Source organism: Ferdinandcohnia jepli (assembly GCF_047246645.1).
Taxonomy (GTDB): domain Bacteria; phylum Bacillota; class Bacilli; order Bacillales; family Bacillaceae_L; genus Ferdinandcohnia.
Genome location: NZ_JBFOKR010000025.1, coordinates 1 through 20,553, shown reverse-complemented (window position 1 = coordinate 20,553; position 20,553 = coordinate 1). Strand labels below are relative to the sequence as shown.

Below are 20,553 nucleotides of genomic sequence, written 5' to 3'. Positions count from 1 at the left end.
TTACGAACAAAATATACAGAGTGCCCTTGATTTCGAGAACAAATAAGAATATAATATGCTACATATTACTCGAACTTATAATTAAAAAGTTATGACGAGGACATGAGTGTATTTATACGGTTCACAGAGAGGGAAGTCTTGGCTGGAAGCTTCCTAACACGATTGATGCATTTACCACCTCTAAACTTCAGTAGTGAAACTTTGGTCACAGAGCTGTAATTACTGACGGTATTACCGTTATCTAATTCTTGAGCCATGAACCAAATAGTATTGTGTGTAAACACAGTGATTATTTGTTGATTGGGAACTTGGGTGGAACCACGTGTATTCAATACTCGTCCCTTTTTTATAGGGACGGGTATTTTTTATTTACTTTTTTAGCAGTTGAACTTCATTTTACTGAAGCAACAGTGGCTGGAAAAAGTAAGCATATGGCCAAATGACTCAGAATCACTGGGCTGGCCAAGGGATATTTGATTAAAAAAGAAGGAGTTGAATGTCATGTCAGATGTAGTAAAAATTACATTTCCAGACGGAGCAGTAAAGGAGTTTCCAAAAGGCACGACAACTGAAGATATTGCAGGCTCAATTAGCCCCGGTCTTAAGAAAAAGTCAATTGCCGGTAAATTAAATGGGGCATTAATTGACCTTCGAACTGAGATACATGAAGACGGAGAAATTGCGATTGTCACACAAGACAGTGATGAGGCGTTAGAAATCATGCGCCATAGCACTGCACATCTAATGGCACAAGCAATCAAACGTTTATATAAAGATGTAAAGCTTGGTGTTGGCCCAGTTATTGAGAATGGTTTCTATTATGATATTGATATGGAGAAGTCATTAACACCTGAGGATCTCCCTGTAATCGAAAAAGAAATGAAAAAAATAGTAAATGAAAACATAGATATTAACCGTGTGGAAGTGTCTCGTGAAGAAGCATTAAAAAGATACAGCGAGATTGGTGATAATTTAAAACTTGAACTTATTCAGGATATTCCTGAAGGGGATACACTTTCGATTTACGAACAAGGTGACTTCTTTGACCTTTGCCGTGGAGTTCATGTACCTTCAACAGGAAAAATTAAAGAGTTTAAGTTGCTTAGCATTGCCGGTGCATACTGGCGTGGTGATAGCAATAATAAGATGCTTCAACGTATTTACGGAACTGCTTTCTTCAAAAAAGCGGATCTTGATGAACATTTACGCTTACTAGAAGAAGCGAAAGAACGTGACCACCGCAAACTTGGTAAAGAGCTTAATCTTTTCACTAACTCACAAAAAGTTGGTCAAGGTTTACCTTTATGGTTACCAAAAGGTGCAACAATTCGCCGTGTTATTGAGCGTTATATTGTTGATAAAGAAGTTCGACTAGGATATGACCATGTTTATACTCCTGTGTTAGGTAGCGTTGATCTTTATAAGACTTCAGGTCACTGGGATCATTACCAGGAAGATATGTTCCCTAAAATGGAGATGGATAATGAAGAGTTAGTACTTCGTCCAATGAACTGCCCTCACCACATGATGGTGTATAAAAATGGTATCCACAGCTATCGTAAACTTCCAATACGCATTGCTGAATTAGGAACTATGCATCGCTACGAAATGAGTGGAGCATTATCTGGTTTACAACGTGTTCGTGGAATGACTTTAAATGATGCACATATCTTTGTGCGACCTGATCAAATTAAAGAAGAATTTATCCGAGTTGTTAACTTAGTTCTTGAAGTTTACAAGGATTTCAATATCGAAGACTATAGCTTCCGTTTATCGTATCGTGACCCAGCGGACAAAGAGAAGTATTTCGATGATGATGCAATGTGGGAAAAAGCTCAATCAATGCTTAAAGAAGCAATGGATGAACTAGGATTAGATTATTTTGAAGCCGAAGGCGAAGCAGCATTCTATGGTCCTAAACTTGATGTTCAAGTTCGTACGGCACTAGGTAAAGATGAAACATTATCTACTGTACAACTAGATTTCTTATTACCAGAACGTTTTGACCTAACTTATGTGGGTGAAGATGGTAAACAACATCGTCCAGTTGTTATCCACCGTGGTGTTGTATCAACTATGGAACGATTTGTCGCATATTTAATTGAAGAGTACAAAGGTGCATTCCCAACATGGTTAGCTCCAGTTCAAGTACAAGTAATCCCAGTTTCACCAGACGCTCACTTAGACTATGCAAAAAGTGTAAAAGAAAAGCTTCAAGCTGCAGGACTCAGAGTCGAGCTTGATGATCGGGATGAAAAAATTGGCTATAAGATTCGTGAATCACAAATGCAAAAAATTCCTTATATGCTAGTCGTTGGTGATAATGAAATACAAGAAAACGCAGTTAATGTTCGTAAATATGGAGAACAAAAATCGGAAACTGTTTCATTCGATACATTCTTAGCTGAAATTGTTGAAGAAGTTAGAAGATAGGTAGATAGAGGCAAGCGGTGCTTGCCTCTTTTACTGTATGGTCTGTTTTAAGTTGGACAGCAGCTTCTTCAGTTTAAGAAAAGTAACACGACCATTGGCACCCATTTCTCCAATATTTAACTATAAAAAAACATCTTGCTAAAGCATAGTATATTTGCTAGAATAAGTTTTGTTGGTTTTATTACTAGCTTATCTATGTTTGACAAAAACCACCCAGAGTGTTATACTACTGAAGGTAAATTGAATACTTGTTTGAGTAAAGTAGAAGCACCCGCTTCTCACCTGATTGACGCAAATTGCAGTTGGTAGGTTTTACGTTCATTATTTAATCTTATTTTATGAATGAATTGTAAAAGTGTGGGTGTGTTAGCATTCACACTTTTTTGTTTGTCTCAAACCTGTAAAATGCGTAAGAATTATCAAACGAGGCATTCTTTAAAAAACCTTGGAGGTGGCTAATTATTAGCAAAGACATGATGGTTAACGAGGGCATTCGTGCTCGTGAAGTTCGTTTAATTGGTTCAAATGGCGATCAGTTAGGAATCAAATCAAAGACAGAAGCATTAGAAATTGCTGCAAGAGCAAATCTTGATCTTGTAATGGTTGCACCAAATGCGAAACCACCTGTATGTCGTATTATGGACTACGGTAAATTCCGTTTTGAGCAACAGAAAAAAGATAAAGAAGCTCGTAAAAACCAAAAAATTATTAACGTCAAGGAAGTTAGACTTAGTCCAACAATTGACGAACATGATTTTAATACAAAGCTTCGTAACGCAATTAAATTCCTTGAAAAAGGTGACAAAGTTAAAGCGTCTATCCGTTTCAAAGGTCGTGCGATTACACATAAAGAGATCGGTCAACGTGTTCTAGATCGTTTTTCTGCAGCTTGTGCTGAGGTGGCTACTGTCGAATCCCATCCGAAGATGGATGGTAGAAGTATGTTCTTAGTACTAGCACCTAAAATTGAAAAGTAATAAATGAGGAGGAACTCCCTATGCCAAAAATGAAAACACATCGCGGTACTGCTAAGCGTTTTAAGAAAACTGGATCTGGTAAACTTAAACGTTCACACGCATATACTAGCCACTTATTCGGAAATAAATCTCAAAAGCAAAAGCGTAAGCTGCGTAAAGCTACACTAGTAAGCAAAGGCGATTTCAAGCGTATTCGCCACATGTTAGACAACATTAAATAATCGGTTGATTGAATAGATCTTAGGAGGTTAACAATATGCCAAGAGTAAAAGGCGGTACTGTTACACGCAAACGTCGTAAAAAGGTATTAAAATTAGCAAAAGGTTATTACGGTTCTAAACACACTTTATATAAAGTTGCAAACCAACAAGTAATGAAATCATTAATGTATGCTTATCGTGACCGTCGCCAAAAGAAGCGCGACTTCCGTAAGCTTTGGATTACTCGTATCAATGCAGCTGCTCGTATTAACGGTCTTTCTTACAGCCGTTTAATGCACGGATTAAAAGTTGCTGGTATCGAAGTAAACCGCAAAATGCTTGCTGACCTAGCTGTTAGCGATGAAAAAGCATTTGCTGAATTAGCAACAGTAGCAAAAAACAACTTAAAATAATTTAGTAGTTAAAAAGGTTATCCTCATGTAAAATGGGGATAACCTTTTTGTTTTAATCATTAAATTTGGAGGTATCATGGAAGCCATTATCATTCTTTATATACTTATAAACATTTATGGATTTTACATTATGTATGCAGACAAGCAGCGGGCAAAACAACATAAATGGAGAGTTTCAGAAAAACACATTTGGTTGGTTGCTGTAGTAGGTGGTGCTCTTGGGGCAACACTTGGGATGAAGCAATTTCGACATAAAACAAAGCATAAACAGTTTGCGATTCTTTTACCGATTCTTTCTGTATTAACAATTACTCTATACATATATATTTTATCAAACATGTCATAACAACTCGTACGATTGTATATGCATTAAAATAGCACTTCTCAAGTAACACTTTCGTTTTTGAAAGAGTATCTTAGAGAAAGAGGTGAGTTTGTACAATTGGATGAGACAATGACATTGTTATTTGTATTTATTGAGTCGACCGGTATAATGGCACCTCTTATTTTTATCGTCGCTCATTTAATTAGGCCATTCTTTTTTATTCCCGTACCTGTTATTTGTATAGTGGGAGGAATTCTATTCGGCTCTGTGTTTGGAACGATTTATTCAATTATCGGATTAACACTCCTTAGTATTGTCTTTTACTTTCTTTACAGGCAAGTACCTAGTTTATCAAAAAAAATTAACCAACTGAAACTAAAGTGGTTAGGAGACAGAGTTAATTTTACGATTGGTCAAATTGCTATCTTACGACTTATTCCTTTTATTAATTTTCATCTGTTGTCACTTTGTATTATGGATGTTACTAGAAACTTTAGACAGTACGTAAAGGGATCCTTTTATACAAATATCCCTGTTGCCCTTTTATTTACGGTGTTCGGGCAATTCATACGTGAATTTTCTACAACGATTATCCTTGCCATTCTTCTTGCATTAACTCTATTATTTTATCTCTTAAGAGAAAAGCAAGTAATTATTAAGTGGCATGAATTTTTTAATCCAAAGCCTGGTAAGTCTTTTCAGTAAAAATATAAGCGAAGAAAAAAACAGCCGTGGAAGAGCTAACTCTCACGGCTGTTTTCTTTAATAAGTTCTTTAATTGGGCTTTTCCAGTCAATTTTTGCATGTGGGTATATTTCTCTTACTCTTCTTTCAATATACATAAAATCAGTATATCCTAATCCCTTAAGTAGACTTTCATTCTTTGACCACATAAAAATGGATACAACTTCAAAGGTCTTAGTAGTTGTTCCTAAATATTTCTCACCTTCAAAGAGTACTCCTTTATACGTTAGCAAGAAATTTTTATGAACATTCATATGGTCGTCAAGAAAGTAGAACTCCTTTTTTTCATGAGCGAGTTCGAGTTTCCTCTTTGGATTTAGAACATATTTAAAAATACGATATATTATTAATGCAATTAATAGTAAAAGTACAAAACGAATCAGTAGGACAAACATGTAGGGACTCCTCCAAAATCTTAATATGCCTAATATACGTTTTACATCTCAAAAAGGTTTCAACTTTATATATATTTGTTATAATTTTTTTCAGTAGATGTCAAGGAGGACGTAAAAATGACTTATACACTTAAAATTAAGCTGCTTCATGAGGATGCGAAATTACCCTATCAAGCCAATCCAGGTGATGCAGGCTTAGATCTTTTTTCAGCTGAAGAGAAAATAATTAAACCAGGTGAGTCCGCTTTGTTAAAAACAGGACTTACCATTGAACTTCCATCTGGAACAGAAGCACAGGTTAGACCGAGAAGTGGATTAGCACTTCGCCATTCAGTGACGGTGCTTAATAGTCCAGGTACAATTGATGAGGGATATCGAGGCGAAATTGGTGTTATTTTAATTAACCATGGTAAAGAGGATTTCTTTGTGGAAAAACATATGAGAATTGCCCAAATGGTAATAGCTCCTGTTTTTAAGGTGAATATCCTAGAGGTAGATGAGCTTGGAGTATCCGAAAGAGGTATAGGTGGTTTTGGCTCCTCAGGTATGAAATAAATATGTATTGAAAAAGAGTATGAGTGGATGATAAATACTGAGTACGATTGCATGTTCAATCGTGTCTATTTTCTGTATAATAAAGAAGATTACGTTAATTTAAGATGTTAGGGGAGTCAATGCATGACAAAACTTGATGAAACATTAACGATGCTCAAAGATTTAACAGATGCAAAGGGGATACCTGGTAATGAGCGTGAGCCTCGTGAAGTAATGAAGAAATACATAACCCCATATTCAGATGAAGTTTCAACAGATGGACTTGGAAGTTTAGTTGCGAAAAAGGTGGGAAATGCTGATGGACCAAAAATCATGGTCTCTGGGCACCTTGACGAAGTAGGTTTCATGGTTACACAGATCGATGACAAAGGGTTTTTACGTTTCCAAACCGTTGGTGGCTGGTGGTCACAGGTTATGCTTGCACAACGAGTAACAGTTGTAACTAGTAAAGGTGATGTTACCGGAGTAATTGGTTCAAAACCACCACATATCCTAACAGCTGAAGCACGTAAAAAACCAGTAGAAATTAAAGATATGTTTATTGATATCGGTGCTTCTAGCCGAGAGGAAGCTCTTGAATTTGGTGTGAAACCTGGGGACCAAGTGGTACCTTATTTTGAATTTACAGTAATGAACAATGAGAAAATGTTACTAGCAAAAGCATGGGATAACCGAATCGGCTGTGCAATTGCAATTGATGTATTAAAGCAATTAAAAGATGCTGAGCATCCAAATGTAGTATATGGTGTAGGTTCCGTTCAAGAAGAAGTTGGACTACGTGGTGCTAAAACATCTGCAAACATGATTAAGCCTGATATTGCGATTGCAGTTGATGTTGGCATTGCTGGTGATACTCCTGGTATTACTGAAAAAGAAGCACTAAGCAAAATGGGTGAAGGTCCACAAATTATCCTTTATGATGCTTCTATGGTTTCACACAAAGGCTTACGTGACTTTGTTGTCGGTGTTGCGGATGAATTAAATATTCCTTATCAGTTTGATGCTATTTCTGGTGGGGGAACAGATGCTGGAGCTATTCATGTTACATTTGAAGGTGTACCTGCTTTAGCAATTACAATTGCAACAAGATACATTCACTCACATGCAGGAATTCTTCACCGCGATGACTATGAAAATGCAGTGAAATTAATAGCAGAAGTTATTAAGCGTCTTGATAGAGAAACAGTAAACAATATTAAATTTGACTAATAAGAAATGCGCAAGCGCCTTGAAAAAAGGAACTTCGACTAAAAGCCGCCACGTCCTGTGGCGACGTCGGCACTAGCACATCCTGTGCGTCGGAACCCTGACTTGTCCAGCTTCTGCGGCTAGAAACTCGAGAAATTTCAACTCCTCCGTCAGAGGCAAAAGACGCCTCTTTTGTCGGAGTCTCCAATTTTCTCGTTTCTGACCAAGCCGCTTCAGCATTTCAGTGAGGAGGCTCGAAAAAAAGCAAAGCTTTTTTCCTTCGAGGATTAACCTCACGAAGCATTCCTTAGTGTTGCCGCCGCAGGAAGGGTGAAGCGACCTCGAGCTGCTTAAAAGCAAAGCTTTTGCGCAAGATACTCTAAGAAGCTTATTCTGGTAGGAAAACTGGCTAGGCGCTGGATCTAGACACAGAAAAATATTATACTTTCTTATACTAAAAGAAAAAAGCCGATGAATGTTCGTTCATCGGCTTTGCTATTACTTTTTAAGTCCTTGCTCTAACGTAGTAAGCATTTCTTGTTTTTCTTCTTGACTGGCATGTTGCCAAATTACTTCAAATAGTACACCTAATCCAGGAAGCATCTTTTCTTCCCCACTTTGAATTGCATCTACAATTGTATCCTCTAATTCAGCTTGGCTATTCCCGGTTACATTGTGAATAACTGCATTACGTAAATTTAAATTCAACTGAAAACACACCTTTCCTATGTATCTTTTCAGTTACTATATTGCACTGTTTAGCGTTTTATTATGTATCCACCATAGGATATAATGGAAAAAAGAATGTGTATAAAGGAGTTTTCATAACTTGAAACGAATAGAGTCAATTAAGAATCCCCAAATAAAGCAATGGAAAAAGCTACATACAAAAAAAGAACGTGATCTTACAGGCACGTATATTATTGAAGGCTTTCATTTAGTAGAGGAAGCTTTGAAAAATAAAGCCGTAGTACGGGAATTAATAATTAGCGAGGGAATTGATCTTCCGGCAAACTGGAACTTAGATAATCTTTCTATTACAGTAGTTACAGATCAAATTATGAAGGAAATTAGTGATACTGAGACCTCTCAGGGAGTAGCTGCTGTTTGTGAGCAGTATTCAACTATTAATAACATTGTATCATTCTCAAAATTCCTTTTACTAGATGCTGTGCAAGACCCGGGAAATGTGGGAACGATGATTCGTACGGCAGATGCAGTTGGGATTGACGCAGTAATTATAGGTGAAGGAAGCGTAGATGTATACAATTCTAAAGTAATTCGTTCAACGCAAGGTTCCATTTTTCATATACCTATAATAAAAGGGAACTTATCCGAAACGATTGAACAGCTCAAGAAAAATGGAATAAAAATATTCGGAACGTCTTTAAAAAATGCGATTAACTATAAAGAAGCAGAAATAACTGATTCATTTGCCTTAATTGTTGGAAATGAGGGAAAAGGAGTTAATTCTAGTCTTCTAGAAATGACTAATCAAAACCTGTATATACCTATATATGGAAAAAGTGAATCGTTAAATGTAGCAGTGGCAGCAGGGATCTTACTTTATCATTTACGATAGTAAGGGGGGAGTAAAATTAGCGACTTTTTCGGTAGGTCAGTAATTGGGGATCCATTTCAATGGTTATCTTTATCACATGCTGTAATGGTTGGATTATTACTGCTATCTGGGTTTCTGTTGTTTATGTTTAGGAAAAAGATATCAAAAGGAAAGTCGGCAATTCGGTATACATTAGCTTTTTTCTTATTGGGGAGTGAGCTCTCTCTTTATGTGTGGTATGTATACACTGGGGTTTGGAATCCGGTAGATTCACTTCCTTTTCAATTATGCTCCATCTCGCTATTGTTAAGTGTCATCATGCTTTTATCACGAAATACTTTTTTATTTGAAATTACGTATTTTTTAGGTATTGGTGGAGCCTTGCAAGCAATGTTAACACCTGAGTTAGCCTATGATTTTCCACATTACCGATACTTTCATTTCTTTCTGGCTCATATAGCCATCATTCTAGCAAGCTTGTATATGCTTTGGTATGAAAATTGTAGACCGACAATTACATCCGTATGGAAGGCATTTGCAGCTTTGAATGTAATTGCTGTAATTGTCTACTTTGCAAACAAAGTAACTGGTGGTAACTATATGTTTTTAGCTAGGAAACCGAGTAACCCAAGCTTAATTGACCTACTAGGTCCGTATCCTTGGTATATACTATCGTTAGAAATTGTTGCATTGGTTATGTTTTTTATTTTGTACATCCCTTTTTTGAGAAAAAGAAATTAAAATTGGGTTTGATTTGCAAATGTAGAATACGTATAATATAATTTATATCGATTTGATTAAGTTCAAAACAACTACATATGTAAACAACGATGAAAGAGAAGAGTAGCTTTTTAATCACTATTCAGGGAGAAAATGCCGAGACTGAAAGCATTTTTATAGCAGACGAAAGTGAATTCACCTCTCGAGTTGGCACTTGGACCGTTAGAAGTAACGTAAAGGTGTACCGGCAGATGCCGTTATCGTAATGAAGTGAACAATTAGCTATGTTGTAATTGTTAACAAGGGTGGTACCGCGAATATAAACCTCGTCCCTTTTTTGGGATTGAGGTTTTTTATTTTGTCTATTAAAGGAGGAAAAGTTATGCAAGAACGATTAAATGAACTTCAAACTGAGGCTTTAGCTAAAATTGAGGCTGCTACTAACCTAAAAGAACTTAACGACATTCGTGTTGCCTATTTAGGTAAAAAAGGACCAATTACAGAAGTATTACGTGGAATGGGTAAGCTTTCTGCTGAAGAACGTCCAAAAATGGGTGCTCTTGTAAATGTGGTACGTGAGCAAATCACTGAAAAATTAACTGCAAAACAAGCATTGCTTGAAAAAGAAGAAGTCGAAAAAAGATTAGCCTCCGAAACAATCGATGTAACATTACCTGGTAGACCAATAAAAGTGGGGGGCCATCACCCATTAACATCGGTAATTGAAGAGATTGAGGATTTATTCTTAGGAATGGGATATTCAATCGCTGAAGGACCAGAGGTTGAAAAGGATTATTACAACTTTGAGGCGTTAAATTTACCAAAAGGTCACCCTGCACGTGATATGCAAGATTCATTCTATATTACTGAAGAAATCTTACTACGTACCCATACGTCACCAGTACAGGCAAGAACAATGGAAAAGCACAAAGGAAGAGGACCAGTAAAAATCATTTGTCCTGGTAAAGTATATCGTCGTGACAATGATGATGCGACACACTCACATCAATTTATGCAAATTGAAGGATTAGTTGTAGACGAAAACATACGTATGAGTGATCTTAAAGGGACACTTGATACGTTTGCGAAAAAAATGTTTGGTGAAGATCGCGAAATTCGTCTGCGTCCTAGCTTTTTCCCATTCACTGAGCCATCAGTAGAAATGGATATTTCATGCTTTATGTGTGGTGGACATGGCTGTAATGTATGTAAAAAAACAGGTTGGATTGAGATTTTAGGAGCAGGAATGGTACATCCAAATGTTCTTGAAATGGCTGGCTTTGATTCAAAGAAATATACTGGTTTTGCATTTGGAATGGGCCCAGAACGTATTGCAATGCTTAAATACGGTATTGATGACATTCGTCACTTCTATACGAATGATCATAGATTCCTAAAACAATTTAATCGGGCTTAAGGAGGGAGAATACACATGTTTGTTTCATATAAATGGTTACAGGATTATGTAGATTTATCTGGAGTATCTGCTGAAGAGTTAGCAGAGAAGATTACAAGAAGCGGGATTGAAGTAGAAGGTGTTGATGTCTTAGGTGAAGGCATTAGTGGCATCGTGGTTGGGCATGTCCTAGAATGTGAACAACATCCTAATGCGGACAAGCTTAACAAGTGTTTAGTAGACCTTGGTGAAGCTGAACCAGTTCAAATTATTTGTGGAGCACCGAATGTTGCTAAAGGACAAAAGGTAGTAGTTGCAAAAGTTGGAGCTGTTCTCCCAGGAAACTTTAAAATTAAAAAGGCTAAATTACGTGGCGAAGAATCAAATGGAATGATTTGTTCACTCCAAGAACTTGGCATTGAATCTAAGCTAGTTTCAAAGGAATATGCAGAAGGTATTTTTGTATTTCCTCATGATGTTGAGCCAGGTACTGATGCTCTTCAACAATTAAATCTTGATGATGAAGTTCTAGAGCTTGGATTAACACCAAACCGTGCAGATTGCCTTAGTATGCTGGGCGTTGCTTACGAGGTTGCTGCAATTTTAGGAAAAGATGTTAAGCTACCGGATCCAAAGGTATCTACGGATTCTGAAAAGGCATCAGATTATATTTCAGTATCAGTCGAAGCTAGTGAAGACAATCCGCTATATGTAGCTAGAGTTGTGAAGGACGTTAAAATTGGACCATCACCACTATGGTTACAAACACGTTTAATGGCCGCAGGTATTCGTCCACATAATAATGTTGTTGATATTACGAACTACATTTTATTAGAATACGGCCAACCACTGCATGCATTTGACTATGATCGTCTTGGCTCTAAGGAAATTTTGGTTCGACGTGCAAAAGACGGTGAAAAAATTACAACTTTAGATGATGCTGAACGCACATTAACTTCTGACCACCTTGTCATTACAAATGGTACAGAACCAGTAGCTCTAGCGGGTGTAATGGGTGGTGCAAATTCAGAGGTTGTCAATGATACAACAACAGTATTAATTGAGTCAGCTTACTTCACAGGTGCTACAATTCGCAAATCGTCTAAAGACCACGGGCTACGAAGTGAAGCAAGTGCTCGATACGAAAAAGGAATTGACCCGAACCGCACAAGAGACGCTGCTGACCGTGCTGCAGCATTAATGGCTGAACTAGCAGGTGGAACTGTCTTAGAAGGTGTAGTGGTTGTTGATACGTATAAAAATGAGCCAGCAAAAGTATCAATTACGTTAGATAGAATTAATAAAGTATTAGGTACTGAGATTACAAAAGATCAGGTTACATCAATATTTACAAATCTTAAATTTGGGTTTGATGTAGATAATGATACTTTTAATGTGGTCGTGCCTACACGTCGTGGAGATATTACGATTGAAGAAGACTTAATTGAAGAAGTAGCTCGTTTATATGGATACGATGAACTTCCAATGACGTTACCTGTTGGTGAGTCTCACCCAGGTAAGCTAAGTGATTATCAGGCTAAGCGCCGTTTAGTAAGAAGATATCTTGAGGGAGCTGGTCTCTACCAAAGTGTCACTTACTCTTTAACTAGCGCAGAAAAGGTTAAACAATATGCGCTTGAACAAGGTGAACCAATTCAATTAGCGATGCCGATGAGTGAAGAACGCAGTCAACTGCGTCTAAGCATCATCCCGCATTTACTTGAGGTAGTTAGCCATAATCTTGCAAGGCAAATTGATAGTGTTGCAACCTATGAAGTGGGCTCTGTATTCTTATCACAACCAAATAGTGAGTTACCTGCAGAGAAGGAGCATCTAGCTGCTGCAGTAACAGGTTTATGGTTAGCTTCAACTTGGCAAGGTGAGAAAAAGACTGTTGATTTCTATGTGTTGAAAGGCATTTTAGAAGGCCTCTTTGAACAACTTGGTCTTGAAACTCGCACTTCGTTCCTGCAAGCAAGGGTAGAAGGGATGCATCCAGGACGTACAGCGACAATCATCCTAGATAATAAAGAAATCGGCTTTATTGGTCAGGTTCATCCTACTGTCCAAAAGGAACTTGATTTAACAGATACATTTGTATTTGAATTGTCACTAGTAGATGTGTTGAATGCAAGTGTTGAGGAGATTCGATATCAGCCAATTCCAAAATATCCTTCAATGACTCGTGATATTGCTCTAGTAGTTGATAAGACTGTTGCCGCTGGAGATATGAAGCAGGTTATTGTTGAAGCAGGTGGGAAATTACTTCGAGATGTTTCTATCTTTGACCTGTATGAAGGTGAGCGTATGGAACCTGGTAAAAAGTCTGTTGCATACTCAATTCGTTACTTTGATTCAGAGCGTACCCTAACCGAGGAAGAAGTAACAAAAGTTCACGATAAAGTATTACAAGCAGTTGCAGAGAAATTTAATGCAACTCTGCGTTCATAAAGTGTGAGGAGTGAATCTTTGGATTCACTTCTTTTTTTATGTAATTTATGATTACGGGGACTGGTGTTGCCCCAACTGATTTAAGGCGGAATCGTACCCTTGGAAACGGAAAAAAGCAGACCGAGGGTATGCAAGGTCAAGTATCATCTCGATTTTCCCAGCTCAAAAAAAAGGTGACAAAAGATCCCCTTCTGCCACCTACTCTCTTATACTCTTGCTATTCTTTTAGCCTTCTCCGTATTTGCAAAATGGACCTTCGTGTACTGCCCCAAAGCCTGTACACCATGTTTTTTTATTAGCTGTGCGGCTACTTTGTCTACCTGTGCACCTGCACCCTTTTTTAGTTCGAGGCCAGCTTGTTTACTTAATTTATCAAATTCCTTTATAAAGGAATATCTCGCAATAATAGACGCAGCCGCTACTGAAAGATGGACACCTTCAGCTTTTGTACTAAAATACACATTTTCTTGGATAATGTCTTTTTGACCTTTTAAATGGCGGAAATAAACTGCTGGTTCTGCAAATTGATCAATCAAAACGCCATCTGGTACTTGTGGTGCAATTTTTCGTAAAACATGCCCAATTGCTTTGTTATGTAGTAAAGCCTTCATCTTACCCTGTGTCATTCCTTTTGCTTGCATTTCGTTATACTTCTCATTATGGAGAACTAATAAACTGTAAGGTATAACATGGATTATAGATTCAGCAATCTCACAAATTTGTTTATCATTTAAGTCCTTTGAATCTTTAACACCTAATTCTTTCAAAAGTGGATGGTTCTCCTTTGACGCATAAGCTGCAACAACGGTCATTGGACCGAAATAGTCCCCTGTACCTACTTCATCAGAACCAATTAAAGATAAGGATGCTATATTTGGTGGGAGAGTTGATGACTTAGAACTCCCACTGGTTTGTTTTTTTTGAGCAGAATTTGGAGTCTCAGAGTTTCCCCACTTTGCTGCCTCTTTAGCAGCATCTCCCCCTTGAAACAATACCTTACCAGATTTATATCCCGTTATTGCACATGAAGGAAGCTTTGCAACGAATACTCCACCCTGAGGTATTTTTTCTGATAGATAGTCTTTGTAATGTGACTTCATATTTTCGATAGTCTTTGGAGTACATTTCAAGACAGTATTAGACAAACTAACAACCCCTATTTACTATTTTTTGACATGGTTGGATAAAATTCTTCTGTTTCCATCATAACTGTTGTTGAGATTTCTTTCCATATTTATCGTGTTCATGGTATTATTATGTGTAGGATTGTCTAGAATGGAGGCCAAATACTTGTCACAGCCACAAAAAACACGTACAACCGTAGATATCTATGGACAGCAATACTCAATAATAGGGTCTGAGAGCACAAGTCATATTCGCCTTGTGGCCTCAATCGTTGATGATAAAATGAGAGAAATTAGTAGTAAAAATTCATCTCTTGATATTAATAAACTTGCAGTTTTAACTGCTGTAAATGTTGTTCATGAATACTTAAAGCTAAAAGAAGAAAATGAAGAGCTCATTAAGCAATTAGAGCAAGTACAGAATGAAAAGGAATGAGTGAAATGTTCGATTTAATCTTGATAATAATTTTATTATTAGGTTTTATTATAGGTATAAAAAGGGGTTTTATTTTACAAATCGTTCATCTTACTGGTTTTATTGTCGCCTTTATCGTTGCATATCTATATTATGATGAACTAACTCCAAAGTTAATATTATGGATTCCATATCCAACCTTTGGTGAAGCAGAAACTATGAAGTTCTTATTTGAAAGTACAAACTTAGAAACCGCTTATTATCGTGCTATCGCATTTGCTATAATCTTTTTTGCTACAAAATTTACAATGCAAATCGTAGGTTCCATGCTTGATTTCCTAGCAAATCTTCCAATCTTAAAACAAATAAATGGACTAGGTGGCGGTTTACTAGGTTTTATTGAAGTCTATTTAATTGTCTTTATCGTGCTTTATATTGGGGCTCTAGTTCCAGTAGAATTAGTTCAGGCACATATAAATGATTCTTTCATGGCAAAAATGATTGTCCAACATACTCCTATTTTTTCTGGGAAAATTAAGGATATGGTGATATAACAAAAGGAACTTCTCTCATGTAGAGAAGTTATTTTTTTTCTTTCTAATCTAGCTCCAGCACCTAGCCTAGGACTTTTTTCGAGGATGTGCTGACGTCGTTCGTAACAGGACGTGGTGCTACTTAGTCGAGAACCTTTATCAAGGTGCGTTTGCTTTTTATAAAAAGTGTACTTTTTCCTAAAAAATATGTATCATTTTCAGTAGTTAATCGTATGGAAGTATAGGTAGGTGTATATCAAATGAGTATTAATAAAAAAGATGTAATTTCATTGTTAGAAACCATTGCAATTTATATGGAGTTAAAAGGTGATAATCCTTTTAAAATATCAGCTTTTCGAAAAGCTGCAGCAGCCCTTGAAAATGATGACCGAAGCTTAGCAACTATTGATGATTTTACGTCATTGTCTGGTATCGGTAAGGGCACAGCCTCTGTAATTGTAGAATATATTGAAACTGGCGAATCTGGTGTTTTACAGCAATTGAAGCAAGAAGTACCTGAAGGATTGATTCCGTTATTAAACCTTCCTGGTCTTGGTGGCAAAAAAATAGCCAAGCTATATCAAGAACTAGGTATTGAAGATATGGAAATGCTAAGGCAGGCTTGTGAAAATGAAAAAATCCAGGGCTTAGCAGGGTTTGGGAAGAAGTCTGAAGAAAAAATTCTTGCTGCTATTGAGGAATTTGGAAAAAGACCAGATCGGCTACCAATTGCACTAATGCTGGCACTTGCAGAGGAAATTGAGGAAGCTTTAAAAACAATGGAAGGCATCGAAAAATATTCTCGTGCAGGAAGTTTACGAAGAATGAGAGAAACGATAAAGGATTTAGATTTTATTATTGCAACAAATGAACCAGAAGTAGTTCGAGAACAACTTTTACAACTGAAAAATATTTCAGGTGTTATTGCAAGCGGTGATACGAAGGTTTCTGTACAAATTGCGTATTATTATGAAATATCGGTTGATTTCCGTCTAGTAAAGCCTCATGAGTTTGCTACAACTCTCCATCACTTTACAGGGAGTAAAGACCACAATGTTAGAATGCGTCAACTAGCAAAGGAACGCTTTGAAAAAATAAGTGAATACGGCGTTGAAAACAGTGAGACGGGTGAAATCAAGACGTTTGAGACTGAAGAAGAGTTCTATTACTATTTTGATTTAGCTTTTATTCCACCAGAGCTGCGTGAAGACGGAACTGAAGTAGATGAGTTTAAAAAGGAAATAGAATATATTAAGCTTGAAGATGTAAAAGGTGACCTTCACATGCACACATCTTGGAGTGACGGAGCATACACACTTGAAGAAATGGTTGAAGCATGTAGAAAAAAAGGCTACCATTACATAGCAATTACAGATCACTCTCAATATCTGAGAGTAGCAAATGGACTGACGCCAGAACGGTTACTTCAGCAGCATGAAGAAATTAAGAGATTAAACGAAAAATATGATGATTTTACGATTTTTACAGGTGTTGAGATGGATATTCTCCCAGATGGGTCACTTGACTATGATGATGAGATTATCCGAAATGTAGACGTTGTTATAGCGTCAATCCATTCTAGTTTTTCACAGCCTCGTGAAAAGATTATGCACCGATTAAAAACGGCATTGGAAAATTTACATGTTGATATTATTGCACATCCTACAGGTAGAATACTCGGCAAACGCAAAGGGTATGACGTCGATATTGATATGTTGATTGAATTAGCAAAAGAAACTAACACTGCTCTTGAGTTAAATGCTAACTTAAACAGACTTGATCTTTCATCAGAATATATTAGAAAAGCCCAGGATGCTGGAGTGAAATTAGTAATTAATACGGATGCGCATAATATGGATATGTTAGAGGATATGCCATATGGTATTTCTGCAGCAGTAAAGGGCTGGATAAAAAAAGAAAGTGTCATAAATACGTGGGATAAAGATAAACTACTAGCTTATTTAAAACGAAATATGTAAAAGTAAGATGGTTGGTAGTAGAAGGGAGTTACAACATGCAACCACGAGTATTAAAGGTACTAGAGTTTGATAAAGTAAAAGAACAATTAAAAAAGCATGTTTCATCTTCCTTAGGAAGAGAAAAAGTAGATAAAATGATACCTTCAACTAGTGTTGAAGAGGTAGTGTTTTTACAAGAACAAACAGATGAAGCATCAAAAGTATTACGCTTAAAAGGTAATGTACCTCTTGGGGGATTAACTGATATTAGAGCATCCATTAAACGTGCGAGTATTGGTGGAGCTTTAAATACAATGGAATTGCTAGATGTTGCCGGCACAATTTATGCGGGAAAACAAATGAAAAAGTTTATAGAGACTATGATTGAAGATGATATTGCTTTACCTATTTTAGGAGAGTTGGTTGCTTCTATCACGCCTCTACATGAGCTAGAACAAAGCATTAAAAATTGTATTGATGACCACGGTGGTGTTATGGATGGTGCGAGTGATAAACTGCGCTCCATCAGACAGCAACTTAGAACGAGTGAATCACGAATTCGAGAAAAGCTAGAACAAATAATACGTTCTTCTTCTGCACAAAAAACACTGTCAGATGCTCTTATTACTATTCGTAATGATCGTTATGTAATTCCAGTAAAACAGGAATACAGGAGCACATATGGTGGAATTGTACATGATCAATCGTCCTCTGGTGCAACATTGTTTATTGAGCCTCAATCAGTTGTTGAATTAAACAACGTTTTGCAAGAGGCAAGAGTAAGGGAAAAACAAGAAATTGACCGGATTCTACACGAACTTTCAAATGAAGTTGCTGAAGAAGCTGAAGGACTTTACCTTAATGTTGAGTCACTCGCAGAGCTGGATTTTCTATTTACCAAAGCAGGATATAGTCAACGTGTAAAAGGTACAAAACCTAAGGTTAATGGCGACGGATATGTGTTAATTAAGAAAGGTAGACATCCACTCATTAACCCGGAAGAAGTTGTGCCAAATGACATTGAAATTGGTAAGGAATACACTTCTATCGTAATAACTGGTCCTAATACAGGTGGTAAAACAGTAGCTTTAAAAACAATCGGTCTGCTGACAATCATGGCTCAATCAGGACTTCAGATTCCTGCGCAAGATGGATCAGAGATTGCCGTATTTGGATCTGTATATGCTGATATTGGTGATGAACAGTCAATTGAACAAAGTCTAAGTACTTTCTCATCTCATATGGTTAATATTGTCGATATTTTACAAAAGGTGGACTATAATAGCTTAGTTTTATTTGATGAATTAGGGGCAGGAACTGATCCGCAGGAAGGAGCAGCTCTTGCAATATCAATTTTAGATGAGGTATACAGCAGAGGTGCTCGGGTTATTGCCACCACACATTATCCCGAGTTAAAAGCATACGGCTATAACCGTGAAGGTGTTATAAATGCAAGTGTTGAATTTAATGTTGAAACACTAAGCCCAACATATAAGCTTCTTATCGGTGTACCTGGACGAAGCAATGCATTTGAAATTTCTAAGCGCTTAGGTCTTTCAGAACATATTATCAATGTCGCAAGAAATCATATTAGTTCAGAAACAAATACTGTGGAAAACATGATTGCCTCTCTTGAGAAAAGTAAAAAAGAAGCAGATTACGACTTAGAAGAAGCAGAGCAAATACGTAGAGATGCTGAAAAGCTACATAAACAACTGCAGGAGCAAATTATTGAGTTTAATGAGCAGCGTGATAAGCTTTTTGAAAAAGCAGAACAAAAGGCTGCTGACACAATAAAAAGGGCAACTGCTGAAGCAGAAGAAGTAATAAAAGAGCTACGTAAAATGCAGCTTGAGCAACAATCAACTATTAAGGAACACCAATTGATTGATGCAAGAAAACGATTAGAAGAGGCAGCTCCAGTTCTTACAAAAACTAAGAAGAAACCAGTGTTAGAAAAGGCAAAGAGAAAACTGTCTCCTGGTGATGAAGTAAAGGTCATCAGCCTTAACCAAAAAGGGCATTTAGTTGATAAAGTATCAAATAATGAATGGCAGGTTCAAATTGGTATATTGAAAATGAAGGTTAAAGAGTCAGACCTTGAATATGTAGGCAGTCCAAAGCCTGTTGAAACACGACCATTAGCTACAGTCAGAGGTAAGGACTTCCACGTAAGTCTCGAACTTGATTTACGCGGAGAACGATTTGAAAATGCATTATCCAGGGTTGAAAAATACATCGATGATGCACTGTTAGCTGGGTATCCAAGAGTTTCAATAATTCATGGAAAAGGAACAGGGGCACTTCGCCAAGGCGTACAGGAATACCTAAAAAACCACCGTTCTGTTAAATCTGCCAGATTTGGTGAAGCAGGTGAAGGTGGCACTGGTGTTACAGTTGTAGAACTTAAATAAATAGATTGAAAAAGTGATCTCTATAGGGAGAGAATGCAATGAATGAATTTTGGGATAATGAATATGTTTTTACAGCTGCAAATTATAGTGTAGTCATATTATGTATGGTTTTATTTATGGCGATCTTTGAACTCGTTACTAAATATAAAAACTGGGAAGAAATTCAAAACGGAAACCTGTCAGTTGCAATGGCAACAGGAGGAAAACTTTTCGGGATTGCAAATATATTTCGATTTTCCATTCAAAATCATGATTCTTTATTTGTGATGATAGCTTGGGGAATGTTTGGATTTCTTTTATTACTAATCGGTTATTTTATTTTCGAATTTTTAACACCTAAATTTAATATCGATGTGGAAATACAACAGGATAATCGTGCAGTAGGGTTTATTTCACTCGTTATTTCAATAGGGCTTTCCTATGTAATAGGAGCGGGAATTGGAGTAGGTGGTTTTTAGATGGAAAGGCTAGCTAAGATATTAATTGTCGTAAGTGGATTATTTGTACTCGTAGGTGTTATCTATTTAATGTTTTTTGTGTAAATAATTATAGAGTGTAAAGGCTGGTATAGGATTGACTATATCAGCTTTTTTTATTAACCATTATTCAAATAGATGGTGAATGTTCTTATTAGAGAGGCGCTATTACAATGTATGGTGATTTCCGCTCCTGGAACTCGCTTTCCGCGGGCGGACCGTGAGCCTCCCTCACGAAACCTACAGATTTCTTAGTATTTCTTTGTTTTTCTTTA

General features: G+C 36.9%; 20 protein-coding genes and 2 other annotated features. Of the genes, 17 read left to right on the top strand and 3 right to left on the bottom strand.

What is annotated here, in order from left to right:
- Nucleotides 1-501: 501 nt before the first annotated feature.
- The 6 genes from thrS (at nucleotide 502) to AB3M96_RS21160 (ending at nucleotide 5,053) form a co-directional block, all read left to right on the top strand.
- The gene (gene thrS, locus AB3M96_RS21185) at nucleotides 502-2,433 is read left to right on the top strand and encodes a threonine--tRNA ligase (protein ID WP_412969601.1); all 1,932 of its coding nucleotides are present in this window, start codon (nucleotides 502-504) and stop codon (nucleotides 2,431-2,433) included.
- Between the two features lie 253 nt (nucleotides 2,434-2,686).
- Nucleotides 2,687-2,824: a sequence feature (ribosomal protein L20 leader region), on the top strand.
- 67 nt (nucleotides 2,825-2,891) lie between these two features.
- On the top strand, nucleotides 2,892-3,410 hold the full coding sequence (gene infC, locus AB3M96_RS21180; RefSeq protein ID WP_412969636.1) for a translation initiation factor IF-3: 519 nt from the start codon (nucleotides 2,892-2,894) through the stop codon (nucleotides 3,408-3,410).
- Nucleotides 3,411-3,430: 20 nt separating this feature from the next.
- The gene (gene rpmI / locus AB3M96_RS21175) at nucleotides 3,431-3,631 is read left to right on the top strand and encodes a 50S ribosomal protein L35 (protein ID WP_057999468.1); all 201 of its coding nucleotides are present in this window, start codon (nucleotides 3,431-3,433) and stop codon (nucleotides 3,629-3,631) included.
- 35 nt (nucleotides 3,632-3,666) lie between these two features.
- Complete coding sequence (gene rplT / locus AB3M96_RS21170; RefSeq protein WP_412969600.1) at nucleotides 3,667-4,023, top strand: 50S ribosomal protein L20; 357 nt, start codon at nucleotides 3,667-3,669, stop codon at nucleotides 4,021-4,023.
- Between the two features lie 76 nt (nucleotides 4,024-4,099).
- Nucleotides 4,100-4,369 carry a DUF1294 domain-containing protein gene (locus tag AB3M96_RS21165; protein ID WP_412969599.1) on the top strand — a complete coding sequence of 90 codons (270 nt, stop codon included), beginning with the start codon at nucleotides 4,100-4,102 and terminating at the stop codon, nucleotides 4,367-4,369.
- Between the two features lie 57 nt (nucleotides 4,370-4,426).
- Nucleotides 4,427-5,053, top strand: coding sequence for a TVP38/TMEM64 family protein (locus AB3M96_RS21160; RefSeq protein WP_412969598.1), 627 nt, complete (start codon nucleotides 4,427-4,429; stop codon nucleotides 5,051-5,053).
- 35 nt (nucleotides 5,054-5,088) lie between these two features.
- On the opposite strand, the gene AB3M96_RS21155 is transcribed toward AB3M96_RS21160, so the two are convergent.
- Nucleotides 5,089-5,487, bottom strand: coding sequence for a sigma-w pathway protein ysdB (locus tag AB3M96_RS21155; RefSeq protein WP_412969597.1), 399 nt, complete (start codon nucleotides 5,485-5,487; stop codon nucleotides 5,089-5,091).
- 117 nt (nucleotides 5,488-5,604) lie between these two features.
- Here AB3M96_RS21155 and dut point away from each other — a divergent pair, with 117 nt between their 5' ends.
- Entirely contained in the window at nucleotides 5,605-6,042 is a 438-nt protein-coding gene (gene dut / locus AB3M96_RS21150) for a dUTP diphosphatase (RefSeq protein ID WP_412969596.1), read from the top strand.
- A gap of 123 nt (nucleotides 6,043-6,165) precedes the next feature.
- Complete coding sequence (locus AB3M96_RS21145; protein WP_412969595.1) at nucleotides 6,166-7,251, top strand: M42 family metallopeptidase; 1,086 nt, start codon at nucleotides 6,166-6,168, stop codon at nucleotides 7,249-7,251.
- A 477-nt stretch (nucleotides 7,252-7,728) separates the two neighbouring features.
- On the opposite strand, the gene sspI is transcribed toward AB3M96_RS21145, so the two are convergent.
- The gene (gene sspI / locus AB3M96_RS21140; protein ID WP_412969594.1) at nucleotides 7,729-7,938 is read right to left on the bottom strand and encodes a small acid-soluble spore protein SspI; all 210 of its coding nucleotides are present in this window, start codon (nucleotides 7,936-7,938) and stop codon (nucleotides 7,729-7,731) included.
- Between the two features lie 121 nt (nucleotides 7,939-8,059).
- Here sspI and AB3M96_RS21135 point away from each other — a divergent pair, with 121 nt between their 5' ends.
- From AB3M96_RS21135 to pheT, 4 genes are all read left to right on the top strand, one after another.
- Nucleotides 8,060-8,812 (top strand): TrmH family RNA methyltransferase, encoded by a 753-nt coding sequence (locus AB3M96_RS21135; protein ID WP_412969593.1) that lies wholly within the window; start codon nucleotides 8,060-8,062, stop codon nucleotides 8,810-8,812.
- Between the two features lie 15 nt (nucleotides 8,813-8,827).
- Nucleotides 8,828-9,532: a YwaF family protein gene (locus tag AB3M96_RS21130; RefSeq protein WP_412969635.1), complete on the top strand. Its 705-nt coding sequence runs from the start codon at nucleotides 8,828-8,830 to the stop codon at nucleotides 9,530-9,532.
- A gap of 80 nt (nucleotides 9,533-9,612) precedes the next feature.
- Nucleotides 9,613-9,848 (top strand) — a binding site (T-box leader).
- 45 nt (nucleotides 9,849-9,893) lie between these two features.
- Nucleotides 9,894-10,928 (top strand): phenylalanine--tRNA ligase subunit alpha, encoded by a 1,035-nt coding sequence (gene pheS, locus AB3M96_RS21125; protein ID WP_412969592.1) that lies wholly within the window; start codon nucleotides 9,894-9,896, stop codon nucleotides 10,926-10,928.
- Between the two features lie 15 nt (nucleotides 10,929-10,943).
- The gene (pheT, locus tag AB3M96_RS21120) at nucleotides 10,944-13,358 is read left to right on the top strand and encodes a phenylalanine--tRNA ligase subunit beta (RefSeq protein ID WP_412969591.1); all 2,415 of its coding nucleotides are present in this window, start codon (nucleotides 10,944-10,946) and stop codon (nucleotides 13,356-13,358) included.
- A 206-nt stretch (nucleotides 13,359-13,564) separates the two neighbouring features.
- Here the strand turns inward: pheT and rnhC are convergent, their stop codons facing one another.
- Nucleotides 13,565-14,503 carry a ribonuclease HIII gene (rnhC, locus tag AB3M96_RS21115; protein WP_412969590.1) on the bottom strand — a complete coding sequence of 313 codons (939 nt, stop codon included), beginning with the start codon at nucleotides 14,501-14,503 and terminating at the stop codon, nucleotides 13,565-13,567.
- A gap of 145 nt (nucleotides 14,504-14,648) precedes the next feature.
- On the opposite strand from rnhC, the gene zapA reads away from it, so the two are divergent.
- The 5 genes from zapA (at nucleotide 14,649) to AB3M96_RS21090 (ending at nucleotide 20,260) form a co-directional block, all read left to right on the top strand.
- Nucleotides 14,649-14,918: a cell division protein ZapA gene (zapA, locus tag AB3M96_RS21110; protein WP_412969589.1), complete on the top strand. Its 270-nt coding sequence runs from the start codon at nucleotides 14,649-14,651 to the stop codon at nucleotides 14,916-14,918.
- A gap of 5 nt (nucleotides 14,919-14,923) precedes the next feature.
- Entirely contained in the window at nucleotides 14,924-15,451 is a 528-nt protein-coding gene (locus AB3M96_RS21105) for a CvpA family protein (protein WP_412969634.1), read from the top strand.
- 239 nt (nucleotides 15,452-15,690) lie between these two features.
- A complete protein-coding gene (gene polX, locus AB3M96_RS21100) occupies nucleotides 15,691-17,409 on the top strand; it encodes a DNA polymerase/3'-5' exonuclease PolX (RefSeq protein ID WP_412969588.1) in 1,719 nt (572 codons plus the stop codon).
- 35 nt (nucleotides 17,410-17,444) lie between these two features.
- Nucleotides 17,445-19,802, top strand: coding sequence for an endonuclease MutS2 (locus AB3M96_RS21095; RefSeq protein WP_412969587.1), 2,358 nt, complete (start codon nucleotides 17,445-17,447; stop codon nucleotides 19,800-19,802).
- Nucleotides 19,803-19,840: 38 nt separating this feature from the next.
- Nucleotides 19,841-20,260 carry a DUF350 domain-containing protein gene (locus AB3M96_RS21090; protein WP_412969586.1) on the top strand — a complete coding sequence of 140 codons (420 nt, stop codon included), beginning with the start codon at nucleotides 19,841-19,843 and terminating at the stop codon, nucleotides 20,258-20,260.
- The last annotated feature ends 293 nt before the right edge of the window (nucleotides 20,261-20,553 follow it).

What these genes read in the sequence shown, in the direction of transcription:
- thrS (WP_412969601.1), top strand. Translation starts at nt 502, where the DNA reads ATGTCAGATGTAGTAAAAATTACATTTCCAGACGGAGCAGTAAAGGAG.
- rpmI (WP_057999468.1), top strand. Translation starts at nt 3,431, where the DNA reads ATGCCAAAAATGAAAACACATCGCGGTACTGCTAAGCGTTTTAAGAAA.
- rplT (WP_412969600.1), top strand. Translation starts at nt 3,667, where the DNA reads ATGCCAAGAGTAAAAGGCGGTACTGTTACACGCAAACGTCGTAAAAAG.
- AB3M96_RS21165 (WP_412969599.1), top strand. Translation starts at nt 4,100, where the DNA reads ATGGAAGCCATTATCATTCTTTATATACTTATAAACATTTATGGATTT.
- AB3M96_RS21155 (WP_412969597.1), bottom strand. Translation starts at nt 5,487, where the DNA reads ATGTTTGTCCTACTGATTCGTTTTGTACTTTTACTATTAATTGCATTA.
- dut (WP_412969596.1), top strand. Translation starts at nt 5,605, where the DNA reads ATGACTTATACACTTAAAATTAAGCTGCTTCATGAGGATGCGAAATTA.
- AB3M96_RS21145 (WP_412969595.1), top strand. Translation starts at nt 6,166, where the DNA reads ATGACAAAACTTGATGAAACATTAACGATGCTCAAAGATTTAACAGAT.
- pheS (WP_412969592.1), top strand. Translation starts at nt 9,894, where the DNA reads ATGCAAGAACGATTAAATGAACTTCAAACTGAGGCTTTAGCTAAAATT.
- pheT (WP_412969591.1), top strand. Translation starts at nt 10,944, where the DNA reads ATGTTTGTTTCATATAAATGGTTACAGGATTATGTAGATTTATCTGGA.
- AB3M96_RS21105 (WP_412969634.1), top strand. Translation starts at nt 14,924, where the DNA reads ATGTTCGATTTAATCTTGATAATAATTTTATTATTAGGTTTTATTATA.
- polX (WP_412969588.1), top strand. Translation starts at nt 15,691, where the DNA reads ATGAGTATTAATAAAAAAGATGTAATTTCATTGTTAGAAACCATTGCA.
- AB3M96_RS21095 (WP_412969587.1), top strand. Translation starts at nt 17,445, where the DNA reads ATGCAACCACGAGTATTAAAGGTACTAGAGTTTGATAAAGTAAAAGAA.
- AB3M96_RS21090 (WP_412969586.1), top strand. Translation starts at nt 19,841, where the DNA reads ATGAATGAATTTTGGGATAATGAATATGTTTTTACAGCTGCAAATTAT.